Here is a 19,624-nt window from a genome sequence, read left to right as displayed (position 1 = left end):
TCTGCCATGAAAGAACGCATCCAAAAACTCCTCTCCCGCGCTGGTTACGGCTCACGTCGTGAAATCGAGCGCATGGTTAACGCTGGCGAAATTCTGGTGAACGGTCAGCGTGCCGAATCCGGTCAAGCCATTGACGAAAATGATCAAGTGACCTTGCGCGGGCAACGTTTGCACTTGAGTTCTCGCGTCAATGCGACCCACAAAGTGCTGATGTATCACAAACCTGCGGGCGAAGTGTGTACCTTGAGTGACCCGGACGGTCGCCCGACGGTCTTTGATAGCTTGCCGAAAATCCGCGCTGGGCGTTGGATTATGGTCGGTCGTCTCGACATCAATACCGACGGCTTATTGCTGTTCACGACCGATGGCGAATTGGCAAATAAGCTCATGCACCCATCGTCTGAGATCGAGCGCGAATACGCTTGTCGCGTGTTGGGCGAAGTCAACAATGAAATGCTGATCCGTTTGCAGGAAGGCGTGGAATTGGAAGACGGCAAAGCCAACTTCATGCGCATCAAAGACGCAGGCGGCGAAGGCGCGAACCATTGGTATCACGTCGTGCTTGCCGAAGGGCGTAATCGCGAAGTGCGCCGCTTGTGGGAATCGCAAAGCGTGAAAATTAGCCGTTTGATTCGGGTGCGTTACGGCAATATCACCTTGCCGCGTTACTTGCGCAGCGGGCATCACAAAGAGCTAGAAGTGCGCGAATTACGCAAACTTTATGGCTTGGTGAACATGGCGTTTGAAGACGGTTCGGATTTTACCGCCGAACGCCCGGAACGCCGTTCTGGCGCAAGACCGGGGATGAAAACGGTGGACAGTGGGCGCACGGCGATTGGCGGAAGTCATCCATCGGCACGGCGGTCGAGTTTGGCGCGTCCGGCTAGCCCCGCACGCTCCAGTAGTCCGGCACGCCCAAACGGTGCAGGTAAGCGCCCGCAACCGCGTGGACGTGGCTAATATTCCTCGTGCTAGGTTGACGGCGTTGTAACTATTGATGGGCTAAGGAAATCGTTTACAGATGGCAATCACAAATGTTTGTACGTGCTCGCACTGTTTGTCGGCGGCGCGGCGTGTTCGTATTGGTTGGTGGCGACGCTTGTTTTCAGGGGGTAAGACGTATTACCGCTGCTACAATTGTGAAAATCGTTTTTGGACGCGGGGTTAGCGAGGCTCCTGTGTCCTGTATTGTGGTTCAGCCGCTACTCTGCTGCTGAACCCACGCCTTTCAAATATCCTTGCGGACGTATCGCCACCACGCACACGACTTTGGTACACAGTCGCCCGTGACCATCGTACAAACCGTACTCGAAACTCGGTGTGCTGCGTCCACGCCGCGCCAGTTCCTCGCGTATCTCTGCTTCTTTTTCTGGCGGAAAATCAAAGCGTAATTCCATGTCGCTAATACCGGGGCGCACAAAGTCCACGCTCAAATGCCGCGTCCATACATGATAATCGGGGAATACTTTCGAGCAAGCCAATGGCGCAATCGGGTCTGCCAGCGATGCCTGAAACCCGCCAAACATGCTGCCGCCCATATTGCGCGAAGCCCAGGTTAGCGGCAGGCGAATGCGGATATGCCGCCATTCATTTTCCAGTGCCAGCACTTTGATACGCATCATCCACCAAGGCGGATAAAGCTCCAGCCGTCGTCCTTCTGGCAAGAATGCCAGCCAGCGCCGCGCAAATTTAATCGCGTTAAATGCCATTAGCCGACCAAGGCATTGAATAATGCCCGATGTTGTTGGCATTGCTGCGCCCGTTTCAGGCGTTCACTGCGGAAAATGCTGGCCAGGTCATCCAGTGCGGTTGCAAAGTCGTCGTTGATAATCAGGTAATCGTATTCGGGGTAATGCGACATTTCGTTTTTGGCATCGCGCATCCGGCGTTGGATGGTTTCTGCACTGTCTTGCCCCCGTCCGTGTAAACGTGAACTCAAAGCTTCGATACTGGGGGGGAGGATGAAAATGCTGATGGCGGATTCAGCGCGTTCGCGGACTTGTTGCGCCCCTTGCCAGTCAATTTCGAGGATCACATCCTTGCCAGTTTCGCGTAAAGCATCGACAGAGAGCCGCGACGTGCCGTAGTAATTGTCGAATACTTGCGCATATTCAAGGAAGTTACCGTCTGCTACTTGCTGGCGAAATACTTCAACGGGGGTGAAGTGGTAATGCACCCCATCTTGTTCGCCGGGGCGCGGCTGGCGCGTCGTGTGTGAAACCGATATGACCAGATTGCTTACGCGCTCGCGTAAGGCATTTAATAAGCTGGATTTGCCAGCACCAGAGGGGGCTGACACGATGTAAAGCTGACCTGTGCGTGTGTTCATCTGAAAATTTGCCCCACTTTGCTGATAAAAATGCGATTATAAGGCAGTATGCAGTATAGTCGAATAGCAGGAATCACGAGTAAGGTGTTTCATTATGATGCAAGTAACCCCAGTACCCGCTTTTACAGACAATTACATCTGGCTCATCGGTAACACTGACAATTCAGGCGTTGCGATTGTTGACCCCGGTGACGCAGCGCCGGTGTTGGATGCGCTTCAGCGCATGGCAAAGCAGCCAGTGGCTATTTTGATTACGCACCACCACCGCGCTCACGTCGGCGGTATCGACAAGCTATTGCAAGCCTACCCCGGTTTACCAGTCTACGGGCCCGCGAATGAGGCGATTCCGCACCTCAATCAGCCCTTGATGGAAGGTGCAGAAGTCCACTTGGAATCACTCGGTTTGCGTTTCCAAGTCATGGAATTGCCGGGGCATACGGCTGGGCATATTGTGTATTACGGTGAAGGCAGTCTGTTCTGTGGGGATACCTTATTCGCTAACGGTTGCGGGCGGGTGTTCGATGGCACGTTGCATGATCTGTACGCATCCTTGCAACGCATTGCACAGTTACCTGCTGATACCCAAGTGTATTGCACCCATGAATATACCGTGGATAACATTGGTTTCGCCAAATGGGTCGAGCCGGATAATCCCGCGTTGGATGCGCGTTTGGAAGAATCGTGGGCGTTACTGGATGAGGGCCACCCTACCGTGCCGTTTGAATTGGGGCGCGAGTTTGAAACCAACCCGTTTTTGCGCACCCATATTCCCGAAGTTATCGCTAAAGCTGAGGAAATCGCCGGTCGCGAAACCCATACGCCCGCCGACGTATTCGCTGTTTTGCGTATCTGGAAAGACACCGAATACGATTAAACGCGGTTAACGCAGCGATTCGTCGGCGGTAATTTCGCGTAGCAGTTTGAATAGTTCACGGCTGCTTTTCGGTGGTTTGTTGGTTTCAGCTTCCTTTTGCGCGTTGCGAATCAGGCTGCGCATCCGCTGCACATCGGTGTCGGGGTATTCTTTTAACCACTCGCCCAGCATGGTTTCGCTGTTAATCAGGCGATCACGCCAGCGTTCCAAACGGTGCAAACGTGCTGTTTCGGCTTTGCCACCGCGATCCCATTCCGCGAGTTTCGCTTCAATCGGTTCGAGAATTTCGGTGCGCATCAGCTTGCCAATGAATTGGCGTTGGCGGCGAATTGCGCCGTTCGCGGTCAAGCGTTGCGCCAGTAAAATCGAGTCGTAGAGCTTTTCGGATAAATCCAACTGGTCGAGCTGCTCTTTGCGCAGGGTAATCAGGCGTTCGCCCAAAGCTTGCGCGGCTTCGGCTTCGCGCTTGAAGTGGCTGCGGCTGATGTAATCGTCTTCTTCATCGTCATTGGCGTAATCAATCATGGGCTTATCCTTTCAACATGCCGAGACCAGCGGTCAGGGACGGGTACTGTAACCGGATGTTTAATTCAGTCAATAGTTTATCGTTACGAATCCGCCGCGATTCTTGCAAATACGACAACATTCCGGGACTCATGGCGGCTTGTGCTGCGCTCATGCTGATTTGCGGCGGGCGTGGTAATCCCGCGTAATCCGCGACTTGATTGAAATAATCGGTCATGGTTGAAGGGTGTCCGTCGGTAGCGTTGTAAATTGCGCCAGCGGGGGGGGCTTCCATTGCGCGTTTGCAGACCATTGCGAGATCGTCGGCATGAATGCGGTTTGTCCAAGGTGCTTCGGCTTCGGTCAGCACGGGTTCGCCGCGTTTAAGGCGTTCCAGCGGCAAGCGGTCGGGAGCGTAAATGCCGGGGACGCGCAAAATCACGCTTTCACCGCCGAAACGGGTTGCCCATTCTTGCACGGTGTTTTCTGCATCAACGCGGCGTTTAGCACGGGCGGCAACGGGTTTGAGTGGCTCGGTTTCGTCAATCCAACGTCCGTCGCAATCGCCGTACACGCCAGTGGTACTGATTAACACCACCCGTTTGGGGGCGGCATCGACACCTTTGAGAAAGCGGCGTATCCGGTCATCGGTTTCACCTGTCGGTTGCGGGGGCATGAACCAATACACCAAGGCTTCATCCAGCGCGAAAATCGGGAAGAAGCTGCCACGATCCACATCGCCTTGGCGCATGGCAATGCCTTGTGCCAGCCCCAACTGCAAGGATTCCTCGCTGCGTACCCAGCCTATAGCCTTAGTACCCTCGTTTTGGTATAACCGTGCAACGCGGCGACCAATGTCGCCACAGCCCATAATCCACACATTTTGGTTAGCTACACTCATGAATAATTCCCGACTCGATGCTGGCAGTATAAACGAAATCAAGCCCGGAAAAATGAAACGTGTTGACGCAGGCAACGGCAGGCGCATTCTGATCTGTCACGTAGACGGCGAATTTTACGCGGTAGATGATATGTGTACCCACGAAGATGCATCCTTGTACCTCGGTTGCTTGCACGGTGATCGGGTGCAATGTTCCTTGCATGGCGCGGAATTCAGTGTCAAAACGGGTGCGCCAATGGCTGAACCCGCTGAGATTCCATTGAAAACCTATGCGGTTAGTGTTGAAGACGGGCGCATTTGGGTCACGGTGTAAGCCATTATGCGTCATTTTATGCGGTATTTCGTCTGGCTGTTTTTGTTATTGCTGATCCTGTATCTGGGATGGGAAGCTTATCAGCGTTTTATTAAACCGCCTCCATTGGTGATTCCACCGCCCGTCACGATTATTCCACCACCGGTGATTACGCCCCCTGTGCCGCCTCCGGTGCTGGAGCCAAAACCACCGGCGCATGTCAGGTCTTTGCTGGATTCAGTGTACCAACAGGTGAAAGTCACCCGTTCTTATGATCCTGCTTATGTGAACCTGAAATACCCAGGTGGTGATGTGCCTGAATCCACTGGCGTGTGCGCGGACGTGGTGGTACGGGCATTTCGCGCCCAAGGTGTTGATCTACAACGTGAGTTGCATGAGGATATGCGCAAAGCCTTCCACGAATACCCGCGCAAGTGGGGGCTGAAGCGCCCCGACACTAATATCGACCACCGCCGCGTTTACAACCTGATGCGTTTTTTCGAGCGCAAGGGTGCATCTTTGCCAATTACCCAAAACCCCGCCAACTACCAACCTGGCGACGTGGTGGCGTGGGATTTGGGCAAAGGGCAGGCACACATCGGTATTGTGAGCCATTACGTCACGCCGGAAGGGCGACCTTTGGTTGGGCATAACGTCGCCTATGGCACGAATATCGAAGATGCCCTGTTCTACTGGCCGGTCATCGGGCATTACCGCTACTTCAACCAGTCAAAACTCCCGGAGAATTCATAGCCGCACTATTGTTTGCTTTTGTGCAAATCAATAGGGGCGGGATGGTTATGAAAATCGGTGGAGTTGTCTGTCAGGTATTACTCGTTACCGGCTTATCCGCTTGCGGTGGCGGTACGGGTTTAGGCAGTTATACGACGGCAGGCAATAGCCAGACGAGCAGTCTGCTGGGTACTAGCGGGGGCGTCACCTTATCCACTGGCACTGGGGCTGGCACTACGGATGATAACAATGTCGGCACGAGTATCGTCAATGCGGAAGGTGTTTGGCGTGGTACAAGCGATACCGGCCGCACGCTGACTGGCTTGATTTTGGACAACGGTTTTTATTGGATGCTTTACTCAGCAGCCGGTAATAATGGCAATATTGTGGGTGTTATTGTTGGTAACAGTTTATCAGGCAATGGTACGGTCAATTCCAATAATGGGAAGGATTTCAACTTTGAAACCAATGCACTACTGCCGTTTGCACTGCAAGGCAGTTATACCCCGCGTGCACGTTTGCAGGCTGCCTTAACTTATACCGATATTCCTGGTAGCAGCGTGACCATCAGTGCGACTCACGACAACAACTACAATCTTGCTCCTAGCATTGCTACGCTCAGCGGACGTTACACGGGGTCTAGCAACAGCTTAATCAATGGCAGTCGAGATACGGCGTTTAGCATTGATGCCAGGGGGCAACTGACGGGGAGTCGGGTGGATGGGTGTACATTTACCGGCACGGTATTCCCACGTCCACGAGGTAATGCCTATAGCGTATCGCTGGCTTACGGCAACAATTGTCTCGAAAGAAATGCTGGGGGAAGTTCTGGCAGTACCGGCTCCGCTTACTTTGACCCAAGTAATAGGCAACTGTACAGCGTCACCTTGAACAGTACTGCCAGAGATGTGCTGGTATTCGTGGGCAATCGCCAATAAGGTTAAGCCCACCTAGGTTTAATGCACGGGTAAGCGTGAACGTAGCGCTTCACGGTCATACCACCATTGACCTTCCACAATGGCATCAATCACTTGCCCCAAACGTGGCAGAAACACTTTGGGGTTAAGTAAATCCAAGCGATTGAGCCACAGATTCATGGCTTCCTGCGAATTGACGTTGCTGTGGCGTTCGGCAACTTTGCCGAGCATGGCGCTGGTCAGGAACATCATGCTGTCACGTTTTTCACCTTCTAGACGTAAATCGGCAATGTAGTGCGCCACGGTAGCGGCAACAGCAGCGCCGTCCGCTTTGGGTGGGGTGGCATCAATCAGATGATTGAGCATGATAATCGTCACTTCCGGGTTGATGGGGTAAGTGACCGCCAGCCACAAACCATTACCCAGAGCGGGTACAGAAGCAGGTAAATCACAGCGGTACAGCACATCGCAGCAACGCACGGCATCTTCCCAATATTCACGGTCACGGTAAATCTCGAATGATTCGCGCGTCATGCCCCACGCGGCTTCGCGCATTCCTGGCTCTTCCAGTTCCAGCATGATTTCCGCAATTTCGTATTGTACGTTAGCGCGTTCCAACGGATTGCTGGCTGGGGTCAGTTGCATCAGTTGTGCCTGACGTTGCGCAAGTTCCTGTTTCAGCAATTGGCGGGAATCATTGCTGGCGGTAAATTCAACTGGGGTGCTATCGCTCATGGGGAATGCCTAATTATTCAAAATGGTGCAAGCATAATAGCCTAATGGCTGCCATACAATAATTCATTGAAACATTAAGGTAAGGTTAAACGACACTTGGTTAGGCTGTTAATTATGCAATAATAGATAATATGGTTTACTTGGCAGGGAACAGCTAAAGGTATTGATACGATGATTTACGAGTTCAATAAATTAATGCGATCAGTTGTCAATAATTTGATCAATGCGTCAGCGGTTATGTTGCTGATTTTATTTTATGCTTTAAGCGTATTGCAGTTGCCCGTGCCTGAAGTGGTTAATATGCTGGGCGTATTAGTGGTATTTGCATTTGGTATTAATATCATTTTATCTTGCAATAAACGCACAGTAATTGTTCATTAGTTATTTCAACTTATTAGGGTTGAACCATTAGTAATATTTGTCCATTTTCGTTTTGATCGTTTTGCAGTTTAAACTCAAATTTATACGGTTCTTGTACAGGCGTATCCGTTTTAATCGGCATAAACACTTCTTCGCTACCAATGCTTTGGGTTAATACCCCGCCTGAAACCCCATCTGTCGTATTACCATGCGTATCGTATAACCACAATTGATAAAAATGACCGGCTTTAGGGTCGGGTAAATCACGAATGCGTAATACCCCTTGTTGTTGTGTGCTATTCCAGACCAAATCCCCTTGGACATCTTTGACGATAGGGTTCAGCGTGCGCAGCCAGCTACCACTAATGCTGGTGGGGTCTGCTAATAATTGTTCACGTAATTCCGCCATGCCATCCGCAGAGGTGTCCGCGTGTACGTCTCGTAAATGGGGCAACGCCAATAATATCCCCGCCAGCAATGCCATGAGTAACAGGGAAACGATGAACCAATTTTGACGAGAAGTGCCACTCCGTGACATATCCATTTCCTTTTTGCCTATTTTTATATCGGGACTGCAACAAATTGCCATAACAATGCCCTTCGATTATACCGAATAACACGACACCTGTTGGTGCAGTGCGCTAAAATGGTTCACTTAACGTTTGACAATGACCACCAACCGAGTTCCCCTCATGCCAGCACAAACCTTTATTCCCGGCAAAGATGCCGCACTGGAAGCTTCTATCGCCGTGATGCAGGACAAGCTACAGCGCCTTGGTTTCCATATCGAGGAAGCCTCTTGGCTGAACCCGATTGCCAATGTGTGGTCAGTCCACATCCGCGATCGTGATTGCCCGATGTTGTTCACCAATGGCAAAGGCGCATCGCAGAAAGCGGCGCTTGCCAGTGCTTTGGGTGAATACTTCGAGCGCCTCAGCACCAATTATTTCTGGGCGGATTTTTACTTGGGTAACACCATTGCCCAGAGCAATTTTGTGCACCATCCTGATGAAAAATGGTTCGCATTGGATGACTCCGGTAACTTGCCCGCCGGTTTGCTGGATGAAGATACTTTGAGTTTTTACGATCCAGAAACCAGTTTGGATGCGGTTAAATTAGTCGATATTAATTCCGGTAACGAAGAGCGCGGCGTTTGTGCTTTGCCCTATGTACGTCAGCGTGACGGCGCAACCGTGTGGTTTCCGGTCAATATTATCGGTAATTTGTACGTCAGTAACGGCATGTCGGCGGGCAATACCCGCACTGAGGCACGTACTCAAGCCTTATCGGAAATTTTCGAGCGCCACATCAAGTTCCGCATTATTGCGGAAGGAATCTGTCTGCCGGATGTACCGGAAGCGATTATTGCACGTTATCCGCACATTCAGGCCGGTATTGCTGAATTACGCGCAGCCGGTTTTGGCATTTTGGTGAAAGATGCGTCATTGGGCGGGCAATACCCGGTGATGTGCGTGACCTTGCTGAACCCGGACGATCAGGGTGTGTATGCCAGTTTTGGGGCGCATCCGCGTTTTGAAGTGGCGTTGGAACGTTCCCTCACGGAATTGTTGCAGGGCAGGGCATTGGATCGCTTGGCGGGTTTTTCTGAGCCGAGTTTTGAGCTGGACGATGTAGCTTCCCCGCAAAATCTGGAAACGCATTTCATTGATTCCAGCGGTCCGATGCATTGGGATTTTTTGTGGAATGAACCCGATTATGAATTTGTCGACTGGAATTTCAGTGGCACGACCGAGGAAGAGTGCCAGCATTTGATGGAACGCATCCATGCGGATGATTTCGACATCTATATTATGGATTTCGAGCATTTGGGCGTGTATGCCTGCCGCATTATTGTGCCGGAAATGTCGGAAATTTATCAGGCTGAAGATTTGGAGTGGGACAATAACAGCACGGGTAATGCGGTGCGCGAGGCGATTCTGCATTTGCCGGATTTGGAAGATGAGGAATGCACCGAGCTGTTCGATACCATCGAAGAATTGGGTTTGGATGATCACCAGCCGGTGGCAGCGCTGATTGGGTTAGCGCCGGATGCGGGTTCGCTGTGGGCGGATTTGCGGGTCGGCGAGTTGAAAACCTTGCTGGCATTGGCGATGGATGATGAAGACGCGATTCGGGAAGGTTGCCAGTGGATTCGCCATTTCGAGCAAATCAATGACGAGCGCCGCCGCGTGTACCGTTGCATCGAAGCCTTGTTGGATATGGATGATGTGGCGGGTTATATGCCGAATGTGGGTTTATTGTACGGTGAAACCGCGTTGCAACAGGCGCAAGCCTTGCTGGATGGCAGCGTGCGCTTCTGGGGCATTACCGCGCCAACGCTGGAATTGCACGGCTGCGAGACGCACCAGCGTTTGCTGACGGCATACCGCAAGGTTTATCCGACATTAGCAGCGCTGTAAGAACCAGCAGGGCGCTGGGTTTTACCCGTGAATGTAGTTTTCCAGTTGCGCAATAATGAACTGCTGCTCCGAGATGATTTCCTTGACCAAATCGCCAATGGAAACCAGCCCGACCAATTCGCCATTGTGCATCACCGGCAAATGGCGGATACGGCGCTCGGTCATGATTGCCATCACTTCCTGAACCGGCTGGTCGGGTCGCGTGACCACGACCTGCCGCGTCATAATGTCTTGCACTAACATGTGTTCGGCATTGAGGCAGGTCAGAATCACTTTGCGGGTGTAATCCTGCTCTGACACAATGCCTCTGAGTTTGCCTGCTTCCAATACCAGCAATGCGCCGACTTTTTGTTGCGCCATTGCTTTCACGGCATCAATCACGGTGACAGTTGGGCTGATACTGAGTATTTCAGTGCCTTTTTTGGCGAGAATATCGCTGACGGTTTTCATGTTTTCCTCCTCGGTTGGGGGTGTTTATCGTTATTAGTATTTGCCCATTACTCTGCAACTTTTTGATACAACAGTAAAGAAGGCTCGATTAGTATGCTGGAAATCCGCCGTCGATTGCGACTATAATTCGGTATAAGTTGGCAAGAAAGAGGTCAAAATGCAGGTTTCTATTCGTGAATTGAAGACACATTTGTCGCATTATTTGCAGCAAACCCGTGGTGGTGAGGCAATCGACATCACCAGTCATCGGCGTATTATTGCCCGCTTACAAGGTGTCGCTGGTGCAGAGAACCCCGGTATTCAGGCGTTATTAGCTCAGGGAGCTAGTTGGTCAGGGCGTAAACCGGCGGGGGCAAATTTGGTGGTTAGCCACACTGAATACAGCATGTCTGACCTCATTTTGGATATGCGTGGATGATTCTGTTTTGTGATACGTCAGCACTGATCAAATTGTATATTGTTGAGGCGGAAAGCTTGGCAGTGAAGGAGCTTTCCGCGCAGGCGGAAGCCGTTGCGGTAAGCCGCATTGCGTGGGCAGAAGCGTTTGCGGCATTAGCGCGGCGTAGCAGGGAAGTTCCCGCCGATATGCCAAGCATGGAGCAGGCAAAGTTAGCCATTAAAGCTGATTGGTCTGATTTCTTGGTGATGGATGTAAGCCAAACGATTGTGGAATTGGCAGGTGAATTTGCCGATACGTTTGCGTTACGCGGTTATGACAGTGTGCAACTGGCGACGGCTAGGCATGTGCAACAAGTGACGCAATTACCCATTCAGTTTGCCTGTTTCGATTTGCGCTTGAACCGGGCAGCAAAGTTGTTGGGAATGGCTACGCCTTTTTTGAAAGTTAACTAGTTTTTGGTGCTTTATCAGTGGAATTTTATTTTTATGTGACTGCATTTGTTTTGTACGGGTAAGGTTTCATCCCACCACCCTATACCCACCAAGCCGCCTCCGCACCCCGTAGCTCCCACTCTCACCCCGGAATGCTACAATGGTGAAGCGCCAATGGTTATCGTAAGCCATGTTGTAGCTCCCACTCTCACCCCGGAATGCTACAATCAGTGCGGATGTGATGCAGATGGCGTGATGGTTGTAGCTCCCACTCTCACCCCGGAATGCTACAATATCAGGCGGTCAACGGTTGCCTGTATCGCAGTTGTAGCTCCCACTCTCACCCCGGAATGCTACAATGCTGTTACGGGCGAAAGCACCCGCGAGACGGTTGTAGCTCCCACTCTCACCCCGGAATGCTACAATAAGGTTAGCAAAGAACTTTCAGGCGCACGGGTTGTAGCTCCCACTCTCACCCCGGAATGCTACAATTCAAACTGGCAAATGAACTGACCAGCGTTGGTTGTAGCTCCCACTCTCACCCCGGAATGCTACAATCTAACCCATGTTGCAAATCTAGCGCCCAAAGTTGTAGCTCCCACTCTCACCCCGGAATGCTACAATAACCTGAGTTCGGGATAAGCCATCCCTCAATTTAGATCACAACCAATGCTGATGTTTTTAAATCCAGTGCTGGTTTTTTATCTTGATAGGCATATGACACCAAGCCAGCAATGATGTTAATCATATAGTTAGTGAGTGAACGGTGGCGTGAATGCTCAATTTGTGAAATATTTTTCAACTGATCATTGATGGTTTCGATGATGCTCCGTTTACGCAACATCAGTGTATCGAACGTGTCACGCGCCACGGGTTTCATGTTTTTCTTCAGCGAGGTAATCCATTCAACCCCTTGCTCTGCCAACGATTCTGTCAATGCCTTGGAAATGTAGCCACGATCACCAAAGACTTTGCCGACCACTTTTTTCAGCAACGTGGGAACGGGCTTACGGTCATCGGTATTACCCGAAGTAATGGCAAACGATAAAATATTGCCGCAGTCATCCACGACCAAATGAAGTTTGAACCCATAAAACCAGCCTGTTGACGATTTACCCCGCCCTGCGTCTTTGCGAAAGGTGTGATGACGTGGAATACGCAAATTTTCACAGACTTTCAAGGGGTAGAGTCTATGAAGGCAATACCTCGCCCCGTTTCACAGCGTTGCTGCATAAACAGGGTTAGTGGCAAAAGAACACGCGGCATTAACTCAATAAAACGTTGATAACTAGGGAGTTGCGGGAAATGACCCTTAAGAAATACTTTGACATGACGCTCATAATACCACTTGAAAGTACGATACCCCACTTGGTGGTAATGCACCAAAATCGTCATGATTTCACTATCGCCAAGACCACTGTGGCGACGACGATGCCCGCCTTTCGGGGTCAATAACGTTTTGTTCCATTCGGGATGAAAGTCCTGACAAAAATCGTCAATGGCACAGAATAACCGTGTTAGCATCTCAGTAGCAGCCTTTGGTGGGGTCAATGTTGTGTGTGGTTACTCACATTCTCCCATGAAAGGCTGCGCCTTACCTTATCCCGAACTCAGGTTACAATATTCCGGTAGTGGCGAATGGTGCGGATTCAGTTGTAGCTCCCACTCTCACCCCGGAATGCTACAATACCCACAACCTCGAACCCACCGACCACGAAGTTGTAGCTCCCACTCTCACCCCGGAATGCTACAATTCAGTAAGGCTGGTCACAGATGCCATTCCGGTTGTAGCTCCCACTCTCACCCCGGAATGCTACAATTCCATCAGCACATCAGCCGTAACAACGTTTGTTGTAGCTCCCACTCTCACCCCGGAATGCTACAATCATCCACACGTCCGGCTTGTAGTTGTCGAGGTTGTAGCTCCCACTCTCACCCCGGAATGCTACAATCCAAGTTTGGCATTCAGTGCCACAAAGAATGTTGTAGCTCCCACTCTCACCCCGGAATGCTACAATATTGCACTTTGACTGACTGTTGACCCAATAGTTGTAGCTCCCACTCTCACCCCGGAATGCTACAATTCCGAAGTTATGCACCACGCTATCGAGAATGTTGTAGCTCCCACTCTCACCCCGGAATGCTACAATGCTGAGTATTTCGGGGCCTATGATGTTGGGGTTGTAGCTCCCACTCTCACCCCGGAATGCTACAATATCACCATAAAAATGGGCGAAGAACTCCAAGTTGTAGCTCCCACTCTCACCCCGGAATGCTACAATATCACCATAAAAATGGGCGAAGAACTCCAAGTTGTAGCTCCCACTCTCACCCCGGAATGCTACAATGAGAGCTGCGCCTGTAAATGTATGATCGGCGTTGTAGCTCCCACTCTCACCCCGGAATGCTACAATTCCTGTGATGTCCCTGTCGTAAAATAACTGGTTGTAGCTCCCACTCTCACCCCGGAATGCTACAATTCAACACTTGAGCTTATGCCGTTAATTTCCGTTGTAGCTCCCACTCTCACCCCGGAATGCTACAATTCAACACTTGAGCTTATGCCGTTAATTTCCGTTGTAGCTCCCACTCTCACCCCGGAATGCTACAATCACATCGCTGGCGGTGTTGCCGTCCCACCAGTTGTAGCTCCCACTCTCACCCCGGAATGCTACAATCGAAGGCAGAACATTACTGTGGCCCAATGGGTTGTAGCTCCCACTCTCACCCCGGAATGCTACAATGCGGGACAGGGTATCAAGCGCCGGGCGGAAGTTGTAGCTCCCACTCTCACCCCGGAATGCTACAATACAACCGGCGAAACCATCCTCGCCCTAGTCGTTGTAGCTCCCACTCTCACCCCGGAATGCTACAATGATTGCAATGTTGTTGCGGTCGTGGACAGTGTTGTAGCTCCCACTCTCACCCCGGAATGCTACAATGCCTTCGTATGCGCCAGTGCTATCGTTTACGTTGTAGCTCCCACTCTCACCCCGGAATGCTACAATTGAGCCTGCTGATGCAGCGGCATTACAACCGTTGTAGCTCCCACTCTCACCCCGGAATGCTACAATTGGGCGAACGTATCAGCCGTCAGCAGTTGGGTTGTAGCTCCCACTCTCACCCCGGAATGCTACAATAGCACCCGCGAGACGCAAGGCGGAATTTTTGTTGTAGCTCCCACTCTCACCCCGGAATGCTACAATTGGGCGAACGTATCAGCCGTCAGCAGTTGGGTTGTAGCTCCCACTCTCACCCCGGAATGCTACAATAGCACCCGCGAGACGCAAGGCGGAATTTTTGTTGTAGCTCCCACTCTCACCCCGGAATGCTACAATACGGTGGTACAGCTCACCGATCAACCAGCGGTTGTAGCTCCCACTCTCACCCCGGAATGCTACAATAACCGCAATATCACCAGTGCCAACAATGCTGTTGTAGCTCCCACTCTCACCCCGGAATGCTACAATATGGGGTGAGCTGGACGCAATGCACGGGGGGTTGTAGCTCCCACTCTCACCCCGGAATGCTACAATTGAAGTCGGCGGATACAACCAACAAATCATGTTGTAGCTCCCACTCTCACCCCGGAATGCTACAATGGCGTTGACCCACGTGACATTTATCCCGAAGTTGTAGCTCCCACTCTCACCCCGGAATGCTACAATTCCTGAATTAGAACCTCTTCCCAGACCTTAGTTGTAGCTCCCACTCTCACCCCGGAATGCTACAATACCCTACGCTGAAACCCGCTACAGGCTTAGCTTGCAGCGGGTTTTTTCATAGAAAAAACGGTATCAAAACAGTAATAACTGGGCTGCGTTGACCTTTTTTTCCTGAAGTTTTGCCGTGCCGACCATCAACTTGATGTTGGCAAACTGCTTTTCGCTGATTTGCAGGCAACGAACTGAGCCGGTTGGTGGCAGGTTAGCGGCAAGCCGTTTCAGGTGCGTTTCCGCATCATCCGAGCCATTGACAACACGCCCATAAACCGACCACTGAATCATGTCATAACCGTCTTTCAGCAAAAAACGCCGAAACAGAACGTATGCACGTTTGTCTAGTTTTGTCAGCGTAGGCAAGTCGAAAAATACCATCAAGCGCATAAATCGACGGGTCTCCTTACTCATGGCGCGGTAATCCGGGCATCACCAGATTAACGTTCGCATCCTGCAACCGCTGCGAAAGGCTAATAACAGTAGCATCTATCAAAGCCAACACGGTGCTACTACCCTCAACCTCATCACCTCGTAAGCGTGGCGCATCCACATGCAGGATACTGACCAAGGTTGCTTTATCCTGTGGGGTTAATTCACGTTCCGGTTGCAACGGATAATTTTTCACAATCCACGCATCCACTAACGGGCGGTAAGGTTCAATCAGGTCATCTGCCAAATTAAAGGCATTTAACTCATTGCGATGATGCAAGCCAAACGCCGGTAAAAAGCCGTAACTGACCAGTGACCGCGCAATGGCAGATCGCACAATGCTGTAACAGTAATTCAACGCCGCGTTGTAAAAGCAATCATACCTTCGTGTGAAACCCGCATAAAAAAGGGCGGGGAAATAAATCACCGCCCCTTGGGACTCGAAGTTATCAGGGTCGCCAGACCGTACTTGCGCGACCAAATTCAACACTTGCCTTGCCAGCATCTGGCTATCACGGAATTCAAGGACAGCCGCCTGATTTCGCAATTTTTGCTGCACGATGCTTTGCCAAATACGTTTCTGTGCCGGAACACTCAGTGCCATTTGCAAGCGCATCACTTTCATCGCCCGACTATGCGACAAGTAAGGCATTAATACGCCGTTGGGGGTGTGCATCGCGTTGACGGTAATGGTCACAATTCCAGCCTCCACACACGCCGACAATAATTGTGAAGTCAGCACTACCTGTGGTGTATCAAGCACCAAAACCGCAATATCTTCCAGCGGAACAGAAGCCTTTTCACCTTCCTGTTCCACCACCAATGCCCGATTCTTGAAGCTGAGTCGGGCAGGTTTGGTAATCACCACACTGCGCCAAGTCATGATTCATCACCGTTTCTTGCTGGGTTTCAAGGGTTGACGGGTTTCGTTCCGCGCCCGATAGAGATTGCCGAGCATATCGACATGGAATTTTTCGACGGAAAGAGCGGTTTTAATACCAACGCCCTCAATTAATCCCTCTTTGCCAGTACGTCCAATACGGCGGTTACGATCATGAACCCAAATATCCAATGCTCCAGTAGATCGACTCACCGCAGAGTAATACCCTTCAATGATTGGCTTGCCTTTCACCGTTACTCGTACCCAATCGTTGGAATATAAACTGAATACGAATCTGTAAGTTTCGTCCATGACAACCCATTCGGACTCTGGTTTGTCACGGGTAACGGCTTTATTCGGTAATTCCCGTTTTGCTACATCAGAAACATACAGAGGAATAGCGAAAAACTTTCCCCCCTTCTCAAAAATATCTGCCCGCAACATATCACCGTTATTGGCAATCCCACCCCGAACGGGTAAGCCACTTTTCTGTGTATCCAGCAAACGCACACTGCGCACTTGCGGCGCATTGGCTTCTTTGCCTTCTTTACAAGGTTTATAGAGTGGTTCAGCAAAGGCTTTTTTGCCATCGCCTTTGTGTTCATGCAACCGTTGCTGAATCGCGGTGATCAAGCTTTCATTACGTGGGTCGTGTGCTCCAACAATATTGGGCAAATCCTGCAAGCGCAGTCTTTCCAGCGGCACTTTGACACTGCTAATACCTTGTTGAAGCTGTTTGGCGGAACGGATGGTTTCCTGATGCGCTGACCCTGTTCCACGCCGTTGTGGAGCGCGGGAAACGCGAACCGGAGCAACGCCTTCCAGTGGAGGAATGGCTGCTGCCGGATTAGGCGACAACCGTGCCAATAATTCCTTACGGAAACCTGCCCACGGTTGCGGAAAATCTTTTTCTAATTGCCGCAATGCTGCAATATCGACAACTTCACCGGTTTCTGGATCAATCGTATGCGTTTTTAAGTATTCCAACTCACCCCGTTGCGAGTATTTTGCCAAGCGTTGCACAAAAGCATGACTGCAAGCCGCCACTACCGCCGCATCCAGCGCATGATGCAAATCGCCATCAGCACGTACTTTAATCAACCCCCACCGCACCCGCAAAAATGCGGTCAACTGCCCGGAAATCACCACGGCACGTTTACTGTCTGAACATTCCGCCAGTTGCAGGTGGGTTTCGACGTGATTCTTGAATAAACGACAGGCATAGCGAGTATCCGTGAGATTACGTTCCCGGAATTTTTCGGCTTCCTCTTGCCCAAAATCTTTACGCAACAACTTCATGCGTTTGGCTTGGCGGATTTTCTTGTTGCCCATGACCCATGCCATAAACTCGTGCCATTGCGATGAGTCATTTTTACCATCCAGATATTCGTAAGGTGTGCGGTTGCCCTTGTTGCGATTTTCGGTGGTGAGAACCAGCACCTTATTGTTCATGCCATCATCGAAGCTGCGTGAATAGGGCAACGCATGGTCAATTTCCGCATAACCGTTTTCATACAGGCGATGCAGGTCAAGTGCTTGCAGGCTATAGGCACACTTAGCATCTTGTTCGCGATACAGCCGCCATTTGATTAAATCCAGCCCTTTGGGTTCAAAGCCGAACTGTGCAATGAACTGCTTGATGTCTTCCTCTTTGTTGGTGCGGAATTCTTTTTGTTCACGTTCAATCCGTTTACGTTCTTCAAACGGTTTGCTCAAATCCCGTGCCAGTTCGATATGCACGGCGGAAGGCGCACCGTATTTTTGCACAATCGCATTAACCAGTTTGCGGGCTTGATTGAGCGAGCGGTACACCACGGGATTGATGACATCTTCTTTGCTGAAAGCAGGCAGTAAACGCGATTTTTGACCCGTATCTTTCTGGCTGTGATGGTGATAGCCCGCATCTTGTACCGCTTCATCATAGCGTCTGCCTTGTTCCATAAAGGGCAGAATTTTCAGCAGGGCTTTGCGCGATAGGCGCACAAAATCCGTGAACGATACCTCTAACACTGCCTCAATAATGGCAGCTTCCACGCCTTGTTCACTTAACCAACGTCGGGATTCCACATCTTCTTTGAATACCGTGAGAGCGTAAGCCAGTGTATCCAAACGTTCAGTATCGAGACTGTCGCGCTGCCAGGCGGATTTTAAATTCGCACTTTCGTAAGCTTTGCGCAGGGTATGAAAATACTTAGCTTCAAACAGGGTTGACCCTTCTGGGTCTTTGTCGCGGTAATTGAGTCCCGCAAAGCGTTCAGCTTCGCCTAAATCCAACACCTTGCGCACTTGTTTGTAGGTGAGCTTGGCTTGTGTGAAGGGGAGTTGTAATAATACCTGCCGTTCACTTTCTGCCAATGGGCGGGCTTGTCCAATGCCGCTAATCCGCAGGTTATTGAGCCGGGTTAACCAGACAAAGCGTTCAGCGGTGTGGCTGGCTTTGGGGGCGCGATATTCTTGGGTTTCAAACGTACATTTGCCAACCAGTTTTAGCAGATTATCCCCGGATAAAGCAGGGCGACGCGCCATCAGCAGCGTGTGTACACCTTGTTCTAAGGTATCGCTGGTATGCTGATTACCTATCAGACGTTGAGCCGCAAACAAAGTACGCAACTCTGTTTCGACATCAGCACGGGCAAACGTGTGTGTGTAATGCCCGCCTTTATTGCGTTTAGCGTCACGGAAATTGTCGTGTTTCCAAGCCAGTTCCCCGACGGTGCGGTAATTACTAGCCTCTAATAATTGTGCATTGTGATTGACGCCGCTGAGCATTTGCCCCGCTTTTTCATCTGCTTTTGCTTCACTTTTACGGGTGGACTGAAACCCACGGTGTTTGACCAAATGATAAAGCACCGTTGCCCATTCAGCAGGGGATAATTGCCTATCCAAACCTTCGGCACGTAATTGCCAGGGCGATGTATTCGGGATCATAAAAGCACAGGGTGAATGATCTGCTAACAAACCCGTGCGTTTAAACAAGCGGCGCAGGCGTAGCAAGCGGAATGCGCGTCGGTGTAAGCGCCGCCGAGTCAAGCGTGAGTCGCGCCGAATTTTATTCAGAGACTCGCCTTCTTTAGCGGTTTCGGCTTTGTTGAATGCACGCACATGCAAGCCAAGAATATGATCTTCTGCTAATAGGGCTGCCCCCACAGATGCCATACCAATGTCCAATCCGAGTACATACGGAACGTTACAGATTTCCCCAGTCATAAATCAGCCCTTGAATCCATAGAAGCTCTGATGATATATTATTA

Annotated in this window: 18 protein-coding genes, 1 pseudogene and 2 CRISPR repeat arrays; of the genes and pseudogenes, 8 read left to right on the top strand and 11 right to left on the bottom strand. The window is 50.8% G+C overall.

The features are described 5' to 3' along the window. Positions 1-6 precede the first annotated feature (6 nt). Entirely contained in the window at positions 7-960 is a 954-nt protein-coding gene (gene rluB / locus L2Y54_RS01650) for a 23S rRNA pseudouridine(2605) synthase RluB (protein ID WP_236499459.1), read from the top strand. Positions 961-1,202: 242 nt separating this feature from the next. On the opposite strand, the gene L2Y54_RS01645 is transcribed toward rluB, so the two are convergent. Together L2Y54_RS01645 and gmk are read right to left on the bottom strand one after the other, a co-directional pair. Beyond that, positions 1,203-1,751, bottom strand: a complete 549-nt coding sequence (locus L2Y54_RS01645) for a PaaI family thioesterase (RefSeq protein ID WP_236499458.1) — start codon at positions 1,749-1,751, stop codon at positions 1,203-1,205. Further along, positions 1,709-2,329, bottom strand: a complete 621-nt coding sequence (gene gmk, locus L2Y54_RS01640; protein ID WP_236499457.1) for a guanylate kinase — start codon at positions 2,327-2,329, stop codon at positions 1,709-1,711. Before gmk ends, L2Y54_RS01645 begins: the two co-directional genes overlap by 43 nt. Positions 2,330-2,423: 94 nt before the next feature. Here gmk and gloB point away from each other — a divergent pair, with 94 nt between their 5' ends. Continuing rightward, positions 2,424-3,203: a hydroxyacylglutathione hydrolase gene (gloB, locus tag L2Y54_RS01635; RefSeq protein ID WP_236499456.1), complete on the top strand. Its 780-nt coding sequence runs from the start codon at positions 2,424-2,426 to the stop codon at positions 3,201-3,203. Between the two features lie 6 nt (positions 3,204-3,209). Here the strand turns inward: gloB and yjgA are convergent, their stop codons facing one another. Together yjgA and L2Y54_RS01625 are read right to left on the bottom strand one after the other, a co-directional pair. Then, on the bottom strand, positions 3,210-3,728 hold the full coding sequence (gene yjgA, locus L2Y54_RS01630) for a ribosome biogenesis factor YjgA (RefSeq protein WP_236499455.1): 519 nt from the start codon (positions 3,726-3,728) through the stop codon (positions 3,210-3,212). Between the two features lie 4 nt (positions 3,729-3,732). Then, entirely contained in the window at positions 3,733-4,608 is an 876-nt protein-coding gene (locus L2Y54_RS01625) for an SDR family oxidoreductase (protein ID WP_236499454.1), read from the bottom strand. On the opposite strand from L2Y54_RS01625, the gene L2Y54_RS01620 reads away from it, so the two are divergent. From L2Y54_RS01620 to L2Y54_RS01610, 3 genes are read left to right on the top strand one after another with little or no spacing between them, the layout of a single operon-like run. Further along, positions 4,607-4,921, top strand: a complete 315-nt coding sequence (locus tag L2Y54_RS01620) for a non-heme iron oxygenase ferredoxin subunit (RefSeq protein ID WP_236499453.1) — start codon at positions 4,607-4,609, stop codon at positions 4,919-4,921. The genes L2Y54_RS01625 and L2Y54_RS01620 overlap by 2 nt on opposite strands. Positions 4,922-4,927: 6 nt before the next feature. After that, a complete protein-coding gene (locus L2Y54_RS01615; protein WP_236499452.1) occupies positions 4,928-5,653 on the top strand; it encodes a DUF1287 domain-containing protein in 726 nt (241 codons plus the stop codon). Positions 5,654-5,700: 47 nt separating this feature from the next. Then, positions 5,701-6,570: a hypothetical protein gene (locus tag L2Y54_RS01610; RefSeq protein WP_236499450.1), complete on the top strand. Its 870-nt coding sequence runs from the start codon at positions 5,701-5,703 to the stop codon at positions 6,568-6,570. Between the two features lie 18 nt (positions 6,571-6,588). Here the strand turns inward: L2Y54_RS01610 and L2Y54_RS01605 are convergent, their stop codons facing one another. Both L2Y54_RS01605 and L2Y54_RS01600 read right to left on the bottom strand, forming a co-directional pair. Further along, entirely contained in the window at positions 6,589-7,284 is a 696-nt protein-coding gene (locus L2Y54_RS01605; protein ID WP_236499449.1) for a hypothetical protein, read from the bottom strand. 394 nt (positions 7,285-7,678) lie between these two features. Beyond that, the gene (locus tag L2Y54_RS01600; RefSeq protein ID WP_236499447.1) at positions 7,679-8,182 is read right to left on the bottom strand and encodes an anti-sigma factor; all 504 of its coding nucleotides are present in this window, start codon (positions 8,180-8,182) and stop codon (positions 7,679-7,681) included. A 154-nt stretch (positions 8,183-8,336) separates the two neighbouring features. On the opposite strand from L2Y54_RS01600, the gene ycaO reads away from it, so the two are divergent. Continuing rightward, positions 8,337-10,064: a 30S ribosomal protein S12 methylthiotransferase accessory factor YcaO gene (gene ycaO / locus L2Y54_RS01595; RefSeq protein ID WP_236499445.1), complete on the top strand. Its 1,728-nt coding sequence runs from the start codon at positions 8,337-8,339 to the stop codon at positions 10,062-10,064. 21 nt (positions 10,065-10,085) lie between these two features. Here the strand turns inward: ycaO and L2Y54_RS01590 are convergent, their stop codons facing one another. After that, positions 10,086-10,514, bottom strand: coding sequence for a CBS domain-containing protein (locus L2Y54_RS01590; protein WP_236499443.1), 429 nt, complete (start codon positions 10,512-10,514; stop codon positions 10,086-10,088). 157 nt (positions 10,515-10,671) lie between these two features. On the opposite strand from L2Y54_RS01590, the gene L2Y54_RS01585 reads away from it, so the two are divergent. Both L2Y54_RS01585 and L2Y54_RS01580 read left to right on the top strand, forming a co-directional pair. Then, positions 10,672-10,932 (top strand): type II toxin-antitoxin system Phd/YefM family antitoxin, encoded by a 261-nt coding sequence (locus L2Y54_RS01585; RefSeq protein WP_236499441.1) that lies wholly within the window; start codon positions 10,672-10,674, stop codon positions 10,930-10,932. Continuing rightward, positions 10,929-11,366, top strand: a complete 438-nt coding sequence (locus L2Y54_RS01580; RefSeq protein WP_236499440.1) for a type II toxin-antitoxin system VapC family toxin — start codon at positions 10,929-10,931, stop codon at positions 11,364-11,366. The genes L2Y54_RS01585 and L2Y54_RS01580 overlap by 4 nt, the downstream gene beginning before the upstream one ends. Positions 11,367-11,471: 105 nt before the next feature. Continuing rightward, positions 11,472-11,969: direct repeats of the CRISPR family, unit length 36 nt; unit sequence GTTGTAGCTCCCACTCTCACCCCGGAATGCTACAAT. Between the two features lie 31 nt (positions 11,970-12,000). Here L2Y54_RS01580 and L2Y54_RS21950 read toward each other — a convergent pair. The 4 genes and pseudogenes from L2Y54_RS21950 to cas9 form a co-directional block, all read right to left on the bottom strand. After that, a pseudogene (locus tag L2Y54_RS21950) lies at positions 12,001-12,869 on the bottom strand (IS982 family transposase). Between the two features lie 127 nt (positions 12,870-12,996). Next, positions 12,997-15,079: a CRISPR direct-repeat array (repeat unit 36 nt; unit sequence GTTGTAGCTCCCACTCTCACCCCGGAATGCTACAAT). Positions 15,080-15,142: 63 nt separating this feature from the next. Next, positions 15,143-15,475 (bottom strand): CRISPR-associated endonuclease Cas2, encoded by a 333-nt coding sequence (cas2, locus tag L2Y54_RS01565; protein WP_236499438.1) that lies wholly within the window; start codon positions 15,473-15,475, stop codon positions 15,143-15,145. After that, entirely contained in the window at positions 15,468-16,376 is a 909-nt protein-coding gene (gene cas1 / locus L2Y54_RS01560; protein WP_236499436.1) for a type II CRISPR-associated endonuclease Cas1, read from the bottom strand. The genes cas2 and cas1 overlap by 8 nt, the downstream gene beginning before the upstream one ends. A 6-nt stretch (positions 16,377-16,382) precedes the next feature. Continuing rightward, on the bottom strand, positions 16,383-19,580 hold the full coding sequence (gene cas9 / locus L2Y54_RS01555) for a type II CRISPR RNA-guided endonuclease Cas9 (protein WP_236499434.1): 3,198 nt from the start codon (positions 19,578-19,580) through the stop codon (positions 16,383-16,385). Between the last annotated feature and the right edge of the window lie 44 nt (positions 19,581-19,624).

The organism is Thiothrix winogradskyi, assembly GCF_021650935.1.
GTDB classification, from domain to species: domain Bacteria; phylum Pseudomonadota; class Gammaproteobacteria; order Thiotrichales; family Thiotrichaceae; genus Thiothrix; species Thiothrix winogradskyi.
Note: the sequence above shows the minus strand (reverse complement) of the source record. Positions and strands in the feature narration are given on the sequence as shown.

Excerpts from the sequence above, each read along its gene's own strand:
- L2Y54_RS01615 (WP_236499452.1), top strand. The coding sequence starts at position 4,928 with ATGCGTCATTTTATGCGGTATTTCGTCTGGCTGTTTTTGTTATTGCTG.
- gloB (WP_236499456.1), top strand. The coding sequence starts at position 2,424 with ATGATGCAAGTAACCCCAGTACCCGCTTTTACAGACAATTACATCTGG.
- L2Y54_RS01605 (WP_236499449.1), bottom strand. The coding sequence starts at position 7,284 with ATGAGCGATAGCACCCCAGTTGAATTTACCGCCAGCAATGATTCCCGC.
- L2Y54_RS01600 (WP_236499447.1), bottom strand. The coding sequence starts at position 8,182 with ATGTCACGGAGTGGCACTTCTCGTCAAAATTGGTTCATCGTTTCCCTG.
- L2Y54_RS01580 (WP_236499440.1), top strand. The coding sequence starts at position 10,929 with ATGATTCTGTTTTGTGATACGTCAGCACTGATCAAATTGTATATTGTT.
- L2Y54_RS01645 (WP_236499458.1), bottom strand. The coding sequence starts at position 1,751 with ATGCCAACAACATCGGGCATTATTCAATGCCTTGGTCGGCTAATGGCA.
- L2Y54_RS01610 (WP_236499450.1), top strand. The coding sequence starts at position 5,701 with ATGAAAATCGGTGGAGTTGTCTGTCAGGTATTACTCGTTACCGGCTTA.
- ycaO (WP_236499445.1), top strand. The coding sequence starts at position 8,337 with ATGCCAGCACAAACCTTTATTCCCGGCAAAGATGCCGCACTGGAAGCT.
- L2Y54_RS01625 (WP_236499454.1), bottom strand. The coding sequence starts at position 4,608 with ATGAGTGTAGCTAACCAAAATGTGTGGATTATGGGCTGTGGCGACATT.
- L2Y54_RS01585 (WP_236499441.1), top strand. The coding sequence starts at position 10,672 with ATGCAGGTTTCTATTCGTGAATTGAAGACACATTTGTCGCATTATTTG.
- L2Y54_RS01620 (WP_236499453.1), top strand. The coding sequence starts at position 4,607 with ATGAATAATTCCCGACTCGATGCTGGCAGTATAAACGAAATCAAGCCC.
- rluB (WP_236499459.1), top strand. The coding sequence starts at position 7 with ATGAAAGAACGCATCCAAAAACTCCTCTCCCGCGCTGGTTACGGCTCA.
- cas9 (WP_236499434.1), bottom strand. The coding sequence starts at position 19,580 with ATGACTGGGGAAATCTGTAACGTTCCGTATGTACTCGGATTGGACATT.
- cas2 (WP_236499438.1), bottom strand. The coding sequence starts at position 15,475 with ATGAGTAAGGAGACCCGTCGATTTATGCGCTTGATGGTATTTTTCGAC.
- gmk (WP_236499457.1), bottom strand. The coding sequence starts at position 2,329 with ATGAACACACGCACAGGTCAGCTTTACATCGTGTCAGCCCCCTCTGGT.
- yjgA (WP_236499455.1), bottom strand. The coding sequence starts at position 3,728 with ATGATTGATTACGCCAATGACGATGAAGAAGACGATTACATCAGCCGC.
- L2Y54_RS01590 (WP_236499443.1), bottom strand. The coding sequence starts at position 10,514 with ATGAAAACCGTCAGCGATATTCTCGCCAAAAAAGGCACTGAAATACTC.
- cas1 (WP_236499436.1), bottom strand. The coding sequence starts at position 16,376 with ATGACTTGGCGCAGTGTGGTGATTACCAAACCTGCCCGACTCAGCTTC.